The sequence below is a fragment of the Marinobacter caseinilyticus genome, from assembly GCF_011074955.1.
Lineage (GTDB): Bacteria > Pseudomonadota > Gammaproteobacteria > Pseudomonadales > Oleiphilaceae > Marinobacter > Marinobacter caseinilyticus.
Map to the genome: position 1 here is coordinate 38698 of NZ_WUQJ01000031.1, position 18969 is coordinate 57666.

Here is an 18969-nt window from a genome sequence, read left to right on the forward strand (position 1 = left end):
GAGACGGCGCATCTGGTTGTGCAGGCTGTCGATGGCCATGGCTTCATCCGCGAGTATGGCCTGGAGCAGATTGTCCGGGATACCGGAATCGCCACACTTTACCGGGGCGCTACCGGCATGCAGGCCCTTGACCTGCTCGGTCGGAAGGTTCTGATGATAATTCAGGGGGTGCAGAGGGTGCGAGAGGTGCGGTGCGGGAGTTCACCTGGACCCGTTCCAACGTCGCCCGCCGGCAGCTGGCCCACAAAAACCCTGCGGCCGGAGATTTCCGGATGTTCGGTGGTTACGTCACCATGGCTTGCATGTGGGCGCGAATGGCCGCTGGCGCGGTCAACAAACTGGATTGGGGAGATGCAGAAGCGGCCGAGTTTTATCAGGCCACACTGGCGACGGCGGTATTTCACAATGGACGGCTGCTATCGGGGACTCAGGCTCACGCCACCTGCACGCTGGGCCCGACCAGGACGCCGATGCAGTTGGCGCCTGAGCCGTTTTCATCTATGGACTGAAACTTGGCGGGGGATCGACACTGGCGTGTCGTCCACCGCCACGTGACCGTGCCGGTCTACAGGCCGTATTTATCGCCAATGGCTTCAAACATGCCGGTTTTCTTCACTTTTTCAAGCGCCGCATTGAGTTCTTTGATGACCTCGTCCGGGGTCGACGGGTTCATCGCCAGGTACAGATCGGTGTCATTGAACGAGTAGGCCGGAACCATGCCTTCGACGTCCTGCTGCGACGCCAGGTAAAAACCACCCAGGCGGTCGGCGATCCACAAATCGATCTGGCCAAGCGCCAGTCGTTTTGGGTTCAGTTCGTCACTGTCGAGTGCAGACACTTCAATGCCCATATCCTGCAAAAAAACGGTTTTGACATCGTTACGGTAGCCACCGATTTTCTTGCCCCGGACATCTTCGATGCTGTCGATTTTCACGGTGCTGCCGGGGGGGGCAAAGATGGTCCAGAGGTTTTGGGTGAGTGGCCCGATCCATTTGAACTGGCTCGACCGCTTTTCGGTGAAGGTGGTGCAGAAAATGCCATGGTTTTTCTTGTCAAGGACACGGTTATAACCGTAGTCCCAGTTCCGCAGCTTGATGATGTAATCCAGCTCGGTGTGCTGCATCATCGCCTTCACCATATCGGTGCACAGGCCATCGATGCTGTCACCCTTATGCTCAAACGCCCGGCCGGTCGCGCTCATGTTGTAAGGCGGGAAGTTCTCAGTATAGAAGTACAGTTTGTCGGCGGCTTGAGCCAGTGACAGGGGCGCTAAACTGGAAACGAACAGGATCAGTGCGAGCAATCGTCGCATAATAGTGGCTCTCCATGAAAAGGGACTTAGCCCAATACCTGTAGCAGATAAGGACAATCAGTATCGATTTTCAGTCTACCTCAGGTTGTGACAAAGTTTTGCATTCTTCACTGTTCGAATTTGTAAGCCCTAATAAGGTGCGGCAATCACGGCACATAGTGCACAAAACTGAGCCAGGCCTGTCCGTTATATGCCGGTATAAAAACCGCGGGCGTCCTCCCCGGGCACTGGCCAGCCAAGCCTTCGTCGGTGTGATACTGGTCGGGGTCTTGGCATTGTTGAAGTGGTTGTCATCATTGCGATGGCAGTGATTGCAGGCATCACTTCCCAATGCAGAAACTGCTGAAGATCTTGCCCAAAAGGTCATCCGGGGTAAGGTGGCCGGTGATCTCCCCCAGAGCGTCCTGCGCGGCGCGAAGATCCTCGGCCAACAACTCTCCGGCCCCGTAACCTTCAAGCTGGCGCTGCCCCTGAAGCAGCGACTCCCGAGCTCGTTCCAAGGCGTCCAGATGGCGACGGCGGGCCAGAAATCCGCCTTCGGTAGAGCTGGCAAAACCCATGCATTGTTTCAGGTGCTCTCGCAACACCTCCAGACCATCAGCCGACTTGGCCGCCAAACGGACAACCGGTGCCGCCCCGTGCCCCGGTTCGGTAATGCCGACTGCCTCACCATTCAGATCCACCTTGTTACGAATAATCGTCACCGGCGCGGTCTTCGGCAACTGGTCAATAAAGTCAGGCCAAATTTCGAGGGGTGTGGTTTTGTCTGTAGTGGTGGCATCCACCATCAGCAGGATCCGATCGGCCTGGCGGATCTCGTCCCACGCACGGGCAATACCAATTTGCTCCACTTCGTCCAGACTCTCCCGCAGACCGGCGGTATCGATAACATGAAGAGGCATGCCATCAATGTGTATGTGTTCACGCAAAACGTCACGGGTAGTCCCCTCAATAGCCGTCACAATGGCGGCTTCTCGGCCGGCTAGGGCATTGAGCAGGCTGGATTTGCCGGCATTTGGCCTGCCACCGATAACGACTTTCATTCCATCGCGCAGAATCGTGCCTTGCTGGGCTTCGGCAAGAATGGCGTCGAGGCGGTTCAGTAAAGCCTGAAGATCCGTCGCGACCTTGCCATCCGCGATAAAATCGATTTCTTCCTCGGGGAAATCGATGGCGGCTTCGACATAAATCCGTAAGTGAGTGACCGCTTCCACCAGGTCGTCGATGCGGCGCGAGAATACGCCTTGCATGGACCGCACTGCACAGCGGGCGGCCTGCTCCGAACTGCTTTCAATCAGATCGGCAATGGCCTCCGCTTGGGCCAGATCCAGTTTGTCGTTCAGAAACGCGCGTTCCGAGAATTCCCCCGGCCTGGCCAGACGAGCCCCCAAACCGCAGACGGTGCGAAGCAACAAATCCAGTATCACGGTGCCGCCATGGCCCTGAAGTTCGAACACGTCTTCACCGGTAAACGAATGGGGGTTCGGAAACAGCAACCCGATGCCCTCATCCATGGTGGTGCCGTCCAGGTCGTAAAACGGACCGAAATGAGCGTAACGAGGCCGGGGTTCGAACCCCAGCATTGTCTTCGCAATCTCACAGGCCAACGGACCGGATACCCGCACAATCCCAACGCCGGCCTGTCCGGGGGCAGTGGCGATGGCAGCAATGGTGTCGGTTTGATGGCTCATGGTCTCGGTCACCGTTTAAAGGCGTTAACGACAAAGGGCTCCACGTGGGAGCCCTTCATGCAAAGTCGTGTTTTTCGACTCAGTATTTTTTAGTAGCGGCTTCCGCTTCGATCTTGCGGGTAATGTACCACTGCTGGGAAATTGACAGAATGTTGTTCACCAGCCAGTACAGGACCAGACCTGCCGGGAACCATAAGAAGAAAACAGTGAATATCACCGGCATCATCTTCATCACTTTTGCCTGCATGGGATCCGGCGGGGTCGGATTCAGACTCATCTGAATGAACATGCTGGTACCCATCAGGATTGGCAGGATGAAATACGGGTCCATGACTGACAAGTCGTGTATCCACAACATGAATGGGGCATGACGGAGCTGGACACTTTCGAAGAGTACCCAGTACAGCGCTATGAACACTGGCATTTGTACCAGGATCGGCAGGCAACCCCCCAGAGGATTGATTTTTTCCCGTTTGTAGAGCCCCATCATTTCCTGCGACATGCGCTGCTTGTCGTCACCATGAAGTTCCCGCAAGCGGGTCAACTGTGGCGCGACCGCACGCATTCGGGCCATGGAACGGTAGCTCGTGGCGGACAGGTGGAAGAAGACGCCCTTAACCAGAACAGTCAACAGGATGATCGCGACACCCCAGTTACCTAACAGGCTGTGGAACCAGTCCAGGATGATGAACAATGGCAATGCGATGAAGAACAAGAAACCAAAATCGACCGTGCGGTCCAGATTGGGGGCGACGGTTTCCAGGCGATCAATGATTTTCGGTCCCACGTAGGCCTTGGCATGGGCCTCGCCCGTCTGACCGGGTTCGACCACTGTGGCAGGGCTGACAAAGCCCATTACGTACAGGTTGTTTCGCTGACTGGTCTGAAACTGATGGGTCTCGCCCTGGGGCGGGATCCACGCGGTCAGAAAGTAATGCTGAAGAAACGCCAACCACCCGTCGGTGACGGTTTTCTTGATGGGCGTTTCTTCCAGGTCGCCGAAATCGAATTTCTCATAGGGGTCTTCCGGCGTGCTGATAACGAGGCCGAGAAACGATTTAATCCCCATGCTGTTTTGTGCCGTGGGATCGGGGCTTTTGTCACGAATGATCTTGCCGGTCAGGTTACCCTGCCAGGTCTCGGACGACTGGTTGTTGATCAGGTAACGAACTTCGATCTCGTAGCTATTGCGGGCCAGTTCATACTGCTTCGTCACTTCGACACCGGATTCGCTGGTGTAAGTGAGATTGATGGTAAGGGTTTGGTCCGTGTCCTGGAGTTCGTAGGTTGATGCCCCGACCTGATACTCCGGGGTGGGACCATTGCGGCGACTGTCAAAACCGTTCTTACCGATGAGCCCGCTTTCCAGCATGTACACCCGGGACCGGGAATTCTGCAGCAGCTTCAAGGACGCCTTGCTGTTCAGGGAATCATCGTAATTGATCATCGCCGCTTCGACGATGTTGCCGCCGACTCGATCAATTTTGAGTTCAAGAACATCGGTTTTTACAGTGATGAGTTTGTCGCTGACGGAAGCGACGTCACCTGACGATTCAAGGCTGTCGCCGGAATCCTGTTCGGGTGTGGAAAACTCGTCGCCGGCGTTATTTGCCGAAGCGGACCCGTTGTTGGTCGGCGTGGCAATGTTGTTGCTGCTTTCACCAAAATCCGATGGGCTTTGCTGAACGACCGGGGTGGTTTGGGGCTGGTGATAGTCTTCATTCCAGGCCAACACCATCATATAACTGACAACCGCCAGGCCTGCAAATAATACGATTCGTTGAATGTCCATAAACTCAGTGCGTCGTCTGGTTAGGGTGTGAAGAGCTGCGAGCCTGCTGGCAACAACCATCTGTGGGGGTACGGTTTGATGTTGAACTCGCCGGGACAGGATCATACCCGCCTTCGGACCAGGGATGACACCGCAATAATCGCTTGATGGCAAGTATCAGCCCATATACCGCGCCATGGGTTTCAATGGCGTCAATGGCATACGCGGAACACGTTGGGTAATGGCGGCAATGACTGGCCATTAGCGGACTGATGGCGTACTGGTAGCAGCGGATAGGCAGGAGCAACCATTTGCGCATTAACCCGCTCCTTTACCAACGGCGGTTGAGGTGTCCGAAATTGGGCTGGGCCGAGCTGATTTCCGTATTAGACGTTCCCAGAGGTCATTCAACATTCGGTGAAGCGCATCGTTTTCCACGGATGCCAAACCTTGCCTGCCTAATACCACGATATCGATCGCAGGTAGATCGGTTCGGTGTCGGAATGTCTCCCGCACCAGGCGTTTGACTCGGTTACGTTGAACCGCGTGCTTCAGGTTTTTCTTGGAAAACACAAGCCCAACCCTGGCATGCCCAAGGGTATTGGGTGCTGCCAGGATCAGAAAATGCTTGTGCGGTACTCGGATCTGTACGTTACCGAAGACTTCGCTGTAATCCCGAGGTGTCAGTAATCGCGATGATCTCGGAAAAACATAAGTCCCCATGCGGTCGCTTTACGACTTACGCTGACAGACGCGCACGGCCTTTGGCACGACGACGGGAAATTACTTTACGGCCGTTGGCAGTTGCCATACGAGCGCGAAAACCGTGAACGCGCTTACGCTTCAGTACGCTGGGTTGAAACGTTCTTTTCATGGTGAGGCTCTCACATTACGAAGTTAAATACATTCAGTCGTTGGCTGCAAAATGAACAGTCAAAACAGGTGCGGCATTCTAGTCAATGTGGCCGATGAATTCAATGGGTATTACCAGAGGAATTATGGGAAGCGGTGTGGAGGGGCAAATCGGCAACCTATTATTAATTTAATAGGTGTTTTTAATTCTTTTAGTTCTTTTAACTACTACTGTTATTAGACAAGGCAATTTCTGTGGGTAAGCGTTATTTATTCAACAAAGTCATAAGGTTGAAGCAATGACAAGGCGGTTGACCAACCATCGTGAGCACTGTGGGTAAGCGTCTAATGGTTTGTGGGTAAGTTCGTCAGGGCGGCGACGGGGAAGTTATTCATGGTTGCATACACCGGTTGTGAACAGGTTTGGAGGGTGGTTGCCAACATCACACTGTGGGTAACTTTTTTTGATCATTTATCTGTACACAAGCCTGTAGGTAAGTTTGTAAGAAATTGAAAAATAATACTAATACTTTCCACAGGCTGTTCATTACTTTCGTTTAGGGCTTTCACTTAAGGGGGCCTGGGGGTAGAATTCTGGGTCATCTTTAACACTGAGATTCCGGATTCGTTGAATCGTAGGATTTCCCCCAGCATCGGAGGCAGACTGTCGTGCCGCAGCGTATTTGGCATCAATGTCTTGAAGTACTCCGGGACGAGTTCCCTGCCCAACAGTTTAATACCTGGTTGCGGCCACTTCAGTCGGATCATCGCGAAGGCCAGCTTATGCTGTTTGCGCCGAACCGATTTGTCATGGATTGGGTGAATGAGAAATACCTTCGGCGAATTGAGGAGGTTCTGAAAGATCTGGAAGGGGGACAGGCTCCGCGTGTCAACATGACGGTGGGGTCAGCGCCAAAGGCTGGCAAACTGGTCAATGTGTCTGATGGTCCCCCGATAAAGCCGCAATTTCGCGACGATCCCGGAGTGGCGAATGAAGAAGAACGCGGAATAGCGGCCACAGTCGCGGAAAGACCCGGCGGTCAGATGGCTCGTACCGGCCGACGGCCGGTTCAGGTCGAAGGCGATATCAAGCATCAGAGCTTCCTGAATGAAGGATTTACCTTTGACACTTTTGTGGAAGGCAAATCCAACCAATTGGCGCGGGCAGCCTCGATGCAAGTAGCCGAAAATCCCGGCGGCGCCTACAACCCTCTGTTTTTATACGGTGGCGTGGGCCTGGGTAAGACTCACCTGATGCACGCCATCGGGAATGACATCGTCAGACGGAATCCACGGGCGAAAGTGGCGTATCTGCGTTCGGAACGGTTTGTCGCCGACATGGTCAAGGCCCTGCAACTGAACGCAATCACGGAATTCAAACGATATTACCGGTCTGTGGATGCGCTGTTGATTGACGACATCCAGTTCTTTGCGCGAAAGGAGCGTTCACAGGAGGAGTTTTTCCATACCTTCAATGCGCTGTTGGAGGGGGGGCAGCAGGTTATCGTCACCTGCGACCGGTTTCCGAAAGAAATTGTCGACATGGAGGAGCGTCTGAAGTCCCGTTTCGGCTGGGGGCTCACCATCATGGTGGAGCCGCCTGAACTGGAAACCCGGGTGGCAATATTGATGAAGAAAGCCGAACAGGTGAATGTTCGTTTGAGCAGCGAAGCAGCGTTTTTCATTGCGCAAAAGATACGGTCAAACGTTCGAGAGCTTGAAGGCGCGCTGCGTCTGGTGATAGCGAATGCTCACTTCACCGGCTCAGAAATCACCCCTCCATTCATTCGTGAAAGTCTTAAAGACCTGTTGGCGTTGCATGAGAAGCAGGTCAGTATCGACAACATTCAGCGAACGGTGGCGGAGTACTACAAGATCAAGGTCGCCGACCTGTTGTCCAAGCGTCGAACCAGAAACATCACCAGGCCGCGACAAGTCGCTATGTCGTTGTCCAAGGAACTGACGAACCACAGCCTGCCGGAAATAGGCGACGCCTTTGGCGGACGGGACCACACCACTGTTTTACACGCCTGCAAAAAAGTGGTCGAGTTGCAGGGGACGGATCCCAACATCCGTGAGGACTACCAGAATTTTATGCGTTTATTGACGACTTGATTCTAAAACGAGCAGGCGGGATGGGTTTTGTCGTCCGGCCTGACTAGAATAGGCCGTAAGCAATACACGTGAACCGTTCAACCCACTTATAAGAATGCTGAGTGCCATGAAACTGACGATCAGCCGAGAATCGCTATTAACGCCATTGCAATCCATCGCAGGGGTGGTCGAACGCAAGCAGACCATGCCGGTCCTGTCGAACGTATTGGTGGTCGCCGAGGGTAATACCCTGACGCTGACCGGCACCAATATGGAAGTTGAATTGATTGGCCGGGTTACCCCGGTGCATATTGATCAACCCGGGCGCATTACAGTACCGGCGCGGAAGCTGTCTGACATTTGTCGGGCGTTGGGGGATGAGTCACCGATCGAGTTGTCGCTTGAAGGTGATCGTTTGCATCTGCGCTGTGGCGCCAGCCATTTCACGCTGTCGACGCTGCCGGCCGAACATTTCCCCAATGTCGAAGACGAGCCGGAAAGTTTCCGGCTGGAGTTGCCTCAGGGCGAACTGGGCAAGATGCTCGACGCCACGGCGTTTGCCATGGCTCAGCAGGACGTTCGTTATTACCTTAACGGGCTGTTGCTGGAAGTGGACAAAGAACATGTCCGAACGGTGGCGACAGACGGTCACCGGTTGGCGATGGCTCATATTGATATGGCCACCGGCTGTGCGGAACCCCGGCAAGTGATTGTGCCGCGTAAGGGTGTGCTGGAGTTGGCACGCCTACTGGACGACGTGCAGACACCGGTTACCCTGGTGATTGGTGACAACCATCTGCGTGCGACAGTCGGGTCCTATACGTTTACCTCGAAACTGATTGAAGGCAAATTCCCGGACTATAACCGGGTCATTCCCCGGGGTGGCGATAAAACCGTGCTGGCCGATCGCAGTACATTAAAGAACACCTTGCAGCGAGCGGGTATTCTGTCTCACGAAAATATCCGTGGCGTGCGCCTGAACCTGGCGTCTGGGGAACTGCAAATATTTGCCAACAACCCCGATCAGGAGCAGGCCGAAGATGCGCTACCGGTCGACTATCAGGGCGAATCCCTTCAGATTGGTTTCAATGTAGGCTACCTGGTGGATGTGTTGAACGCTCTGGATGATGATCAGGTGAAAATTACCCTGGCCAATCCTAACAGCAGTGCGCTCATCGAATCGCCCAATGACACCAGTTGCTTGTATGTGGTCATGCCGATGCGTCTGTAGCAACTTGTGGGTTGGCTAGAGCCGAGCTTGTGGTTGGGGAAGCACTATTAATAGGTGAACAGCACGACCATAAGACGGTCAGCCTGATCGATAAAGGCACCGCCTAAAGAGGCCTAACGGCAACGGGTGTTGGTCAGGTAAGTAAGCTTATCTGCTAAGAAAGGATTCGACGGTCGGTCGCGTGGATGAACCAGGCCATTGTTCGGACCGGAGTCCGGGTACGGTCAGAGGTTAAGGATAGCTGGCTGATCAGGGCCATTGTTTATAAGGTGGAGAGTGTATGAGCGCGGTTATCAACAGTGTCAAAGGGGCATTAAGGATTGGCCAGACGGCGTCTGTTCTGGGGCGTACGGGGTTGATGTGGCTTCGGGGCCACCGACCACCGGCACCGCAATTGCTGCGGCAGACGTTTGAGTCTTTGGGGGCCACCTACATTAAGTTGGGCCAGTTTATTGCGAGCTCACCGACGTTCTTTCCCAAGGACTACGTGGAAGAATTCCAGTATTGTCTCGACCGCACCCCTAGCCTGCCCTTCAGCGTGATAAAAAAAATCATCCGGAACGAACTTGACCGACCGATTCCCGAAGTGTTTGCCGATATTGATCCGGTGCCACTTGCGTCCGCCTCCATTGCCCAGGTTCATGCGGCCCGTTTGGTGACCGGTGAAGATGTGGTGATCAAAGTGCAAAAACCCGGGGTCGAGAATATCCTTCTCACCGATCTGAATTTTCTTTACGTTTCGGCAAAAATTCTCGAAACACTGGCACCGAAGCTGTCCTGGACGTCGCTGTCCGGAATTGTGGAAGAAATTCAGCGCACCATGATGGAAGAATGTGATTTCATCAAGGAAGCCAACAATCTGAAGGTATTCCGGGAGTTTTTACACGATACCCACAACGAGGACGCCACGGTTCCGAAAGTCTACGAACAGTCCAGTACCCGGCGCATTCTGACCATGGAGCGTTTTTACGGCGTGCCACTGACGGACATGGACAGTATTCGGGGCTACGCCAGAGATCCCGAGCGAACCCTCATCACTGCCATGAACACCTGGTTTGCCAGCTTGACCCAGTGTGAATTTTTCCACGCGGACGTGCACGCCGGAAATCTGATGGTTTTAACCGATGGCCGTGTCGGGTTCATTGATTTTGGCATCGTTGGCCGGATCAAGCCGGATACCTGGCAGGCAGTCTCGGACTTTATTTCCTCTGTGATGGTGGGGCATTTTGAGGGCATGGCCGATGCCATGATTCGTATTGGCATTACCCATGACACCGTGAATGTGAACGCCCTTGCCGCCGACCTGCGACGTCTGTACCAGCAGATGGATCGAATGGTGCCGGATGCGACACCCTATCAGCCGGATCAGACGGAAGACGAAGTGAACAACATCCTGATGGACATGGTTAAAATTGGTGAAGGTCACGGTTTACACTTCCCAAGGGAATTCGCGCTGTTGCTTAAGCAATTTCTGTACTTTGACCGCTACGTCCACATTCTGGCACCGGAGATGGATGTGTTCATGGATAAGCGTCTGACCATGCTTCATTAAGTCGCCCGGTATTTCTTCTAAGCCCGTGCCCATTGACCCGTTGCCGACAGCCAACCAACCAGGCGATCAAGCTACATCAAAGTACGGGTTAAAAATGCTAACCCTATAACAGTGGCGATTACTGTCTCTCGGTGGTTAGGAAACAGAACGCCAACGGTGTTCGCCTTCACCGGACAGGTTTTGTAAAATGGAACAGCGCCTTGCACTGAACCGGCCCAGGTTCGAGTCAGGCGCTGTTTTTTTATCCTCCGGTGTTATTTGGACAGTCCTTTTCTATGGCGCTAGTGAAGCTGCAAACGGAAAATTTCCGTAATCTGAACGGTGCGCCGGTCGTGTTTTCCCCCTCCATGAATTTGCTCTACGGTGAAAATGGCAGTGGCAAAACCAGTTTCTTGGAAGCCATCGGTTATTTGGGGCTGGGACGATCATTTCGTGTGGGTCGTCACCAAGCGGTGTGCAAACACCAGAGCAATCGTCTGACGGTGTTTGGCGGACTTGACCACGGCTTGAGGGATCACCGACCCGCCACTGGCAGTGACAGCGTAGGCGGCGAGCCGCTTCGTGCCACGTCCTTTGCCCATCGCCTGGGGTTTGCGAGGGACATCGTGAGCAAGGAAACATTCCTGAAGGTGGATGGTGAGCCGGTGCGGAGTCTGTCGGCACTGGCGAAACACTTTCCGGTATCGGTCATTGACCCGGGCGTGTTTGACATTGTTGCCGGTGGCCCCGGCAAACGCAGACAGTTTTTAGACTGGGCCGTGTTCCACGTGGAACCCTCGTTCGCATCCCACTGGCAACAGTGTCAAAGAGTCACATCACAGCGGAATCAAACCCTCAGAAATGGTAGACTAGACGATTCCCTGATGCGGGTCTGGGATGGCCAATATGTTACCTTGGCAACCCAGGTGAATGAGGCTCGAACAACGGCCTTTGGAATGTTTAAAGACGCCTTTGACGCCTTGCTCAACGAAGTACAGGCCCCATGGGCGGTAGGCATGAAGTTGGACTTTTACCCCGGTTGGGATACTAGCCAACCGCTGGCGGATGTCCTGCTTCAGCATCGGGATCAGGAACTGAAAATGGGTCATACATTGTATGGCCCCAATCGAGCGGACATCCGGCTGCGGTTCCAAGGACGGCCGGTAGCGGAAACCTTTTCCCGCGGTCAACAAAAGACCCTGGTGATCCTGATGAAAATTGCCCAGGGAATGGTGTTGAACAGTCTAGGGAAACAAGTGACGTTTCTGCTTGATGACATTAATGCAGAACTGGATGCGGAGCATCGCGCGACGCTTGCAGAAAAATTACGGTTGTTGAAGTGTCAGGTATTCATTACCTCCATTGAACGACCAGAGCCACAGAGCTTGTGGCGAGACACTATGCCCGATTTCAAAATGTTCCACGTGGAACATGGCGGATTAACGGAAGAATAAGACCAGCGCCTTAGGAGCGTCCGAATGACAACGTCGAGTTACAACTCCTCCAGTATCAAAGTCCTTAAAGGTCTCGATGCAGTTCGCAAACGGCCAGGCATGTATATCGGTGATACCGACGACGGCACCGGCCTGCACCACATGGTGTTCGAATTGGTAGATAACTCCATCGATGAGGCGCTGGCCGGCCACTGCTCCGAAATAGGCGTGGTAATTCATCCTGATGAGTCCGTCACGGTGAGGGACAATGGCCGCGGCATCCCGGTCGATCTGCACGAAGAAGGCATCTCAGCGGCTGAAGTAATCATGACCGTGTTGCACGCTGGTGGTAAGTTTGACGACAACAGCTACAAGGTCTCTGGTGGGCTGCACGGTGTGGGTGTATCGGTGGTCAACGCATTGTCTGCCAAACTGAAATTGACCATCCGGCGTGAGGGCAAGGTATACGAACAGACCTATACCCACGGTGTTCCGGACAGCTCGCTTCATACCGTGGGTGAAACCGATCGCAGCGGTACCGACGTGCATTTCATTCCGTCGCCTGAAACCTTTACCCACATTGAATTCCACTACGACATACTGGCGAAACGCCTTCGTGAGCTCGCTTTCTTGAACAGCGGCGTTCGTATTCGTTTGCAGGACGAACGTTCAGGCAAACAGGAAATCTTCGAATACGAGGGCGGTTTGCGGGCGTTTGTTGAACACCTGAACACTAATAAGACTCCGATCAACCGGGTGTTCCATTTCAATAAAGACCGGGAAGATGGCACGTCGGTTGAAGTAGCCATGCAGTGGAACGATGCGTTCCAGGAAAATCTCTACTGTTTCACCAACAACATTCCCCAGCGGGATGGCGGCACACACCTGGCGGGCTTCCGCGCGGCGCTGACCCGCTCACTCAACAATTACATCGAACAGGAGGGGCTGGGCAAGAAAGCTAAGGTCAGCACTTCCGGCGACGATGCACGGGAAGGTCTGACGGCCATCGTCAGCGTGAAAGTACCCGATCCGAAGTTCTCCTCACAGACCAAAGACAAGCTGGTGTCGTCTGAGGTGAAGACAGCGGTTGAGCAAGAGTTGTATCAAGCCTTCTCTGCGTTTCTGCAGGAGCAGCCCAGCGAAGCCAGGCTCATCGTCAACAAGATGATTGACGCTGCCCGTGCCCGTGAGGCTGCGCGCCGGGCCCGCGATATGACCCGCCGTAAGGGCGCGTTGGATATTGCCGGCCTGCCCGGCAAGCTGGCCGATTGCCAGGAGAAAGATCCTGCCCTGTCCGAACTGTTCATAGTGGAGGGTGATTCTGCCGGTGGCAGCGCCAAACAGGGCCGTGATCGCAAGACGCAGGCGATCCTGCCGCTCAAGGGTAAGATCCTGAACGTTGAAAAAGCACGTTTCGACAAAATGCTGTCTTCGGTCGAGGTCGGTACGTTGATCACCGCTTTGGGCTGTGGCATTGGCCGGGAAGAGTTCAACCCGGATAAGCTCCGATACCACTCCATCATCATCATGACCGATGCCGATGTAGACGGTTCTCACATCCGGACTCTGCTGTTAACCTTTTTGTTCCGTCAAATGCGGGAAATCATCGAACGTGGTCATGTTTTTATCGCCATGCCGCCCCTATATAAGGTTAAGCGTGGCAAGCAGGAGGAATACCTGAAGGACGAGAAGGCCAAAGAAGCGTACCTGACCCAGACCGCATTGGAAGGTGCTCAGTTTTATGTCAACCCGGACGCCCCGGCGATCAAAGATTCGGCATTGGAAACCATGGTGAAGGATTACCAGGCGGTGATGGCGATGATCGATCGGCTTTCCCGTGCCTACCCGGCTAAAGTGTTGGAACAGATGCTGGACAACGTCACGCTGAAGCGCGAAGACCTGGTCAGTGAGGAAATCGTTGCACGTTGGGTGGCACGGCTTGGGGAAGGTCTGGATCTGGATACCCGCACCGGCACCAAGTACACGTTTTCGGTGGAAAAAGACACGGAGCGCAACCTGTACCTGCCTAAAGTCGTGATCTACGTGCACGGCATTCCTCACACGCACGTCTTCAGCCACGATTTCTTTGAATCGTCATCCTACGCCGCCATTGCGCGAATGGGCGAAACTCTCGATGGCTTGGTCGAAGACGGTGCCTTCATTCAACGGGGCGAGCGCAAGCAGACCGCACTGTCGTTTGAGGGTGCCCTCGGCTGGTTAATGAAAGAGGCATCACGCGGCTTGAACATTCAGCGTTATAAGGGGCTGGGCGAGATGAACCCGGACCAGTTGTGGGATACCACCATGGACCCGGAGACCCGTCGCATGATGAAGGTGACCATTGAGGATGCCTTTGCCGCGGACCAGATCTTCACGACGCTGATGGGCGACGATGTAGAACCACGACGTAAATTCATCCAAACCAACGCACTGCAGGTAACGAACCTGGATATCTAGCGTTGGTACGGCGAAAAAAAGGCGGCCTTTTGGCCGCCTTTTTCTTATCTATCAATCACTTGAAAACGTTTACTTGGAAGGTTCGTCCTGTTGCTTGGCAGACCGCGATGCGACCTGTTCCGAGAGCACCTCTTCCAGGGTAAATCCGGTCAGGCGCCGTATGGAGCGCCACAGGTAATAGAAAATGGCGAACATCATGATCATGGATGGGATCGCAATCATCGGATAACTCACCAGAGTCATGCGTCCCAGTTCTTCGTTGAACGCCGAGCTCCCGGAAGTGCTGGTGACGATCCATTTCGCCAGCACGTAGTTCATCACCGCTGAGAAAAAGAAAGTGCCGCTAAAGAAGTAACTGGCGTTCAACAGTCGCGCTTCGAAAACGTCCACAGTGCCCCTCTCCTCCAGGGTCCGTTGAATCTTTTTCACATCCAAAATGGTCGGGTTGTAAAGCAGGGTGCGCACCAATGGGTATTGCGTGCGGGTCGACACCAATACCGCAATGCCGATCAGCGCCGGCACGGCCGCTTCCTTGATGGCCAGCCATTGGGCGTCCAGCTCCAGCAAGCCTATACCACCGGTCAGTCCGACACTGATTACCCCGAGTACCGCAATAAAGTTCTTTTTCCGGTATCGGATCAATTCAAACAGGCCCCAGCCCAATGGAAACGCCAAACCGATGATCAGCGCGCCGGTGGCGCCAAGGAATCCATCGCCACTGAGCTTCATCAGAATGACAGAAGGGATGACGATACTGATCAGCAGGTCGACCCACGGACGGGGTTTGTGGGTCGCATGTGCGGTAGAACCGGAATTCATAGGATTGCCTACAGTGGGTCCGATGGCGGTTATTTCGGACGGTGAACGATAGGCGTCAGTATACGACGAATCAACGCATTCGCGCAGTCCCTCGGGTGACGTCTGTGATCTGCGGCTCAGCCGGCGGTAAGTGGTCGCTGGGCCGAGGCAGGCGTCGTTACCGATACCTTGGGACACCCGCAACCGTTGCTAAATAATGTCCGACTGCCGGTTTGCCCGGCCCGTTGCCGGTTGGGGCGCAGCCAGATGCGGCGTCCCAGCGTTGCCCTGCCCATCCGGAGGGTCCATAACCGAGTGGGCGCCAAGTGTTAATTGCTGAATGGTGGCCGGTTGCCGGTGACACAGCTACTGTGGCCGTCTGAGCCCGGCCTTGGCCGCCCCGGCAATCAAACGTCAGGTTGACACTGCCGCCGCAACCGGTGTCAGGCGTTAGCCCTCTGACCAGAGCGCCATGGGAAAGCCGCTCCGGTGGTTCTGTGGGGGTAGGGAGAGGAGCGACAGCGCGTGCGGCATAAAAGGGAGTAAGTCTTCCCATCACTATGGCACTGGGAAGCGATCGTTAGCTGACCGCTCTGATAACCACAGCAGATAACACTCACCGTGTCCGTTATCTAACTAGTAATCGATCACTTACAGTACATTGCTTGAATTCATTAGAGTTTGGCTAAAATTAGCCCTTTGGAATTGTTACTACTGGTAAAATAGACACAATGTTGCCAACCCCCCTACCAGATGCATCTTAACGAGCCGGGTCTGTGGGCTGATATCTATGTTTGTTAGTGAAAGATAGGACGCGTGAGCATGGTTGCAATAAGCCTTACGCAAGGAATCTATAGCCGTTAGGCAAGGGTCGCCATTCTGCCGCAGCAATTAAAATTCCGTGTGGTTGTGGTACGTATCTGTTCAATCTGAGTGCTGACAACATTGAGAACGTGGTGATTATTACAGCAGAATGATCCGTGTGGCGTCGCACCAGGCAATGCGCGACCAGCAGAGTGACCCGATCCACCAGCAGTGCCGCCATCGTCAGAACATAATTGACGCCTTCTTTTCTAACGATGTTATTCACCACAGGCCCAGCGAAACGCTCCATGGCTTCGGTTTCGAGGTGCATGCCCACTGCTTGATGGTTAACAACGGGCTACTTTTATGTGGGCGGGTTCCGGGTGGCCACGGCTTGGTGTTTGAATATGCTGACGCCGATACGGCCATTTTTTGGTCGAGCCGGGACGAGCCCGGAGTTGAAGCCCATCATCCCCTGCAACTCTCAGCCCTTGGCTTTCCATGATTACCCTTTTTAGGGTTTTAACCGCAACTTCAATCAATCTACTGCAGGTTATTCAGCGCCTGGTTGACAGAGCGATAGAGAGACCCCAAGGTTTTGTCGAATACCCACCTGATGAATTGATAGGTAAGTTCTGAGACCGCGACCATTGCATGGCCTGCAAATACCAGCATGTGGCCGAGTAGTCCTGCGGTTTGTCGAGCGAATCGAAGTGATGATTTGGCGACCTCCTGCAAAGTTTGCGAGACCATATCGTAGAACGTTAGGGTTGTGCTGATGGCCGCCTGAGTAACGACAGCTTGATAGTATCCTGCGTCCTTTAGCAACGTAATCAGCGCAGCATTGATACGGTCAGCCCATTGCCCGGAAAACGACGCCTGAAAACGGTTTTCGTATTTCAGCCTCACTGGTTGATTGAGAAATTCCGCCGAACTTCGGCGCAGGTTGCTCCACTCTTGGCCTTTGGCGGTATTGCGATATCCCGGATGAGCACTTTCACCCATTCCGTGAGCCGCCACACTGATACCTAGCCCGCTATCGAGACGAAATTCTCCAGCCCCACTGTTCGGCGCATGAGTAAATGGCCAAAGTGGTACTTTTGGGACTGGGTCAGCGCCATGGGTACAACGATATATATTGTCGATTCCAAAAGTCGTTTTAGTGGCAAAACCGTCTAATCCTACTCGTGGAGAGCCAAAGGTATAGAGATTAACAGGGCACCGATAGCGCGCCTTAACCCAGTCGGCAGTGAGTGACGCCAGGGCGCCGCCAAGACTGTGGCCAACACAGTGAACGATGCCGGTGCTTTTCAAAGTTGGCGAAAGTTGTTTTTCTATGATGGGCTGCATGCTTTGGAACGTTTGATTGAATCCCGCGTGCACGGCAGAACGATTGTGAGCCACAGAGAATCCGACATTCAAATCCGTAAGGCCATCATGCAGTGATTTCGTACCCCGCATCGTGATCACATGGTGATTTTGAAACGGACCTTTGCCGTGACCAATTACAGCAAATCCTGAGGTTTTTCGATATAGACCCAAAAAACCACCCGATGAACCGTTTATGGGCCCTTTCGAAAGATCGAAGCTGAAATGTTTATCTAACTCGGGGCTTTGAGTCAGCTTGTAGGTTCCGGTGGCACCGGGTTGCATCACGCCATAGACAATTTCAGCCAGTTCCGAAGCCAGCCTTGGTGATATTGCTAACATCAGTAAATCCTTTTACATTTTTGAGTTAGTCGTTGCCATCCCAGCGACAGACGCTATGAATATTGTGGGTAAAAGAGGGATTTTCCTGTTTGGTAAAGTGCTGTAGTTTTTCGGACTTTGACAGTTCGCAGTTCATATACTCCAGTTTTTCGACGACGCTTATCTCGGGTTTGATGCTGTCAGTCACGGCATACCACAATACGTATTTTTTGCCCTCGTGTTCTGCCACGATGACCTGTCGATTGCGTGTTTCATCTAGCGGCTTGCCGGGTATCTGGGAGCGAATATTAACGGCAGGCATTGAAAACCTCCCTTCTACGTCTGTGACTGTTTTATCCAGATACTCTTTTCCATAAGTGAGTTCGCGCGTGATCACGACATTTGAAAGGGGGTGCCCTTTCAACGTAACTATGCCCTCTATTTCGGGAGACAAATGCACATCATGAAATTCAAAGAAACCAAACATGCCGGCTGTAACCTGGTTCGTAAGTAGTAAGGAATATAAGAACATCAACAATGCAGCGGCGGATCGCCGTGAAGACTTGGACGTTTGAACGTATGACTTCATTTTGATGCGCATGTTGATCCCAGTTAGAGCACGCAGTGACTAGCATCAACGCAACCGAATGTAGTGTGTTGACGATGGAACGTTGGCCCGCAGATTGAGCTCTGAGAATTGGAGTGTTCTGGCAATACGATATATCGCGGATGAGAACATTTTCCCTGTCCTTTATGGTGTTGGGTAACAGCAAATCCGGTTGCTGTGGTTGAAACCCTGAGACTGAAAATTACGTGACAGTGACACACGGCGTCAACCAAAAACTACCATTGCTCCCTGGTTGCCGATAGCCATGCTCCAGGAATCTGAGTGGCAGAAGGGTTCACTACCCTGTTCTTTTTTTTTGGACAACGGTGTGTCCAAAATGATCGGACACCGGTTTCCATGGGCCTTCTTTTCGCGACGGACATGATAACAGCGCAGTCTCAGATAGAGATGTTTGCCATGGCCGGTCAAATGGCGAACCGTTTGTGTTGGAAACCGGTGAATAACAGATTAATGGGAGATAAGTGTACAGGTTTATTGTTTGTAATCAGTGGTGGACGGCGTCACGCAACGCCCAACCCAACGACTCAAGTCAGAGGATCCCTTCTGCTATTGAATGATCCCCGGTCCTCATCAAAGCATTGGTCAATCCCATACCCGATGTATTTATCGAGTAAGACCGATAGGCCAATGTTTCCGCCTGACAGGAAAGCTGGGTTGCAACCAAGGCAATAACGGGTC

The 18969-nt window shown here is 53.4% G+C and carries 16 protein-coding genes; 6 read left to right on the top strand and 10 right to left on the bottom strand.

Translation table 11 applies throughout. The features are described from left to right. Positions 1 to 191 precede the first annotated feature (191 nt). Positions 192 to 509: an acyl-CoA dehydrogenase C-terminal domain-containing protein gene (locus GRX64_RS19650; protein WP_235937709.1), complete on the top strand. Its 318-nt coding sequence runs from the start codon at positions 192 to 194 to the stop codon at positions 507 to 509. A gap of 56 nt (positions 510 to 565) precedes the next feature. Here GRX64_RS19650 and GRX64_RS15395 read toward each other — a convergent pair whose 3' ends face one another. The 6 genes from GRX64_RS15395 to rpmH all read right to left on the bottom strand — a co-directional run bounded on the left by GRX64_RS15395 (position 566) and on the right by rpmH (position 5648). Next, positions 566 to 1312 (bottom strand): substrate-binding periplasmic protein, encoded by a 747-nt coding sequence (locus GRX64_RS15395; RefSeq protein ID WP_166268633.1) that lies wholly within the window; start codon positions 1310 to 1312, stop codon positions 566 to 568. A gap of 320 nt (positions 1313 to 1632) precedes the next feature. Continuing rightward, positions 1633 to 3003 (bottom strand): tRNA uridine-5-carboxymethylaminomethyl(34) synthesis GTPase MnmE, encoded by a 1371-nt coding sequence (mnmE, locus tag GRX64_RS15400; RefSeq protein WP_166268634.1) that lies wholly within the window; start codon positions 3001 to 3003, stop codon positions 1633 to 1635. A gap of 79 nt (positions 3004 to 3082) precedes the next feature. Beyond that, positions 3083 to 4795, bottom strand: a complete 1713-nt coding sequence (gene yidC, locus GRX64_RS15405) for a membrane protein insertase YidC (RefSeq protein ID WP_166268635.1) — start codon at positions 4793 to 4795, stop codon at positions 3083 to 3085. Between the two features lie 4 nt (positions 4796 to 4799). Further along, positions 4800 to 5093, bottom strand: a complete 294-nt coding sequence (gene yidD, locus GRX64_RS15410) for a membrane protein insertion efficiency factor YidD (RefSeq protein WP_166268636.1) — start codon at positions 5091 to 5093, stop codon at positions 4800 to 4802. Beyond that, positions 5093 to 5497, bottom strand: a complete 405-nt coding sequence (gene rnpA / locus GRX64_RS15415) for a ribonuclease P protein component (RefSeq protein ID WP_166268637.1) — start codon at positions 5495 to 5497, stop codon at positions 5093 to 5095. The genes yidD and rnpA overlap by 1 nt, the downstream gene beginning before the upstream one ends. A 16-nt stretch (positions 5498 to 5513) precedes the next feature. After that, entirely contained in the window at positions 5514 to 5648 is a 135-nt protein-coding gene (gene rpmH / locus GRX64_RS15420; RefSeq protein WP_008172542.1) for a 50S ribosomal protein L34, read from the bottom strand. 647 nt (positions 5649 to 6295) lie between these two features. Here rpmH and dnaA point away from each other — a divergent pair. The 5 genes from dnaA (at position 6296) to gyrB (ending at position 14372) form a co-directional block, all read left to right on the top strand. Further along, the gene (gene dnaA / locus GRX64_RS15425; protein ID WP_166268638.1) at positions 6296 to 7741 is read left to right on the top strand and encodes a chromosomal replication initiator protein DnaA; all 1446 of its coding nucleotides are present in this window, start codon (positions 6296 to 6298) and stop codon (positions 7739 to 7741) included. A gap of 106 nt (positions 7742 to 7847) precedes the next feature. Next, positions 7848 to 8951 carry a DNA polymerase III subunit beta gene (gene dnaN, locus GRX64_RS15430; protein WP_166268639.1) on the top strand — a complete coding sequence of 368 codons (1104 nt, stop codon included), beginning with the start codon at positions 7848 to 7850 and terminating at the stop codon, positions 8949 to 8951. Between the two features lie 280 nt (positions 8952 to 9231). Then, positions 9232 to 10503, top strand: coding sequence for an ABC1 kinase family protein (locus GRX64_RS15435; RefSeq protein WP_166268640.1), 1272 nt, complete (start codon positions 9232 to 9234; stop codon positions 10501 to 10503). A gap of 275 nt (positions 10504 to 10778) precedes the next feature. Beyond that, positions 10779 to 11936 carry a DNA replication/repair protein RecF gene (gene recF, locus GRX64_RS15440; RefSeq protein WP_166268641.1) on the top strand — a complete coding sequence of 386 codons (1158 nt, stop codon included), beginning with the start codon at positions 10779 to 10781 and terminating at the stop codon, positions 11934 to 11936. 24 nt (positions 11937 to 11960) lie between these two features. Continuing rightward, a complete protein-coding gene (gyrB, locus tag GRX64_RS15445; RefSeq protein WP_166268642.1) occupies positions 11961 to 14372 on the top strand; it encodes a DNA topoisomerase (ATP-hydrolyzing) subunit B in 2412 nt (803 codons plus the stop codon). A gap of 69 nt (positions 14373 to 14441) precedes the next feature. Here gyrB and GRX64_RS15450 read toward each other — a convergent pair whose 3' ends face one another. From GRX64_RS15450 to GRX64_RS15465, 4 genes are all read right to left on the bottom strand, one after another. After that, entirely contained in the window at positions 14442 to 15191 is a 750-nt protein-coding gene (locus tag GRX64_RS15450) for a VC0807 family protein (RefSeq protein WP_166268643.1), read from the bottom strand. An 817-nt stretch (positions 15192 to 16008) separates the two neighbouring features. Next, a complete protein-coding gene (locus tag GRX64_RS15455) occupies positions 16009 to 16305 on the bottom strand; it encodes a hypothetical protein (RefSeq protein WP_166268644.1) in 297 nt (98 codons plus the stop codon). A 212-nt stretch (positions 16306 to 16517) separates the two neighbouring features. Continuing rightward, a complete protein-coding gene (locus GRX64_RS15460) occupies positions 16518 to 17684 on the bottom strand; it encodes a lipase family protein (protein ID WP_166268645.1) in 1167 nt (388 codons plus the stop codon). 25 nt (positions 17685 to 17709) lie between these two features. Further along, entirely contained in the window at positions 17710 to 18264 is a 555-nt protein-coding gene (locus tag GRX64_RS15465) for a DUF6795 domain-containing protein (RefSeq protein WP_207308820.1), read from the bottom strand. Between the last annotated feature and the right edge of the window lie 705 nt (positions 18265 to 18969).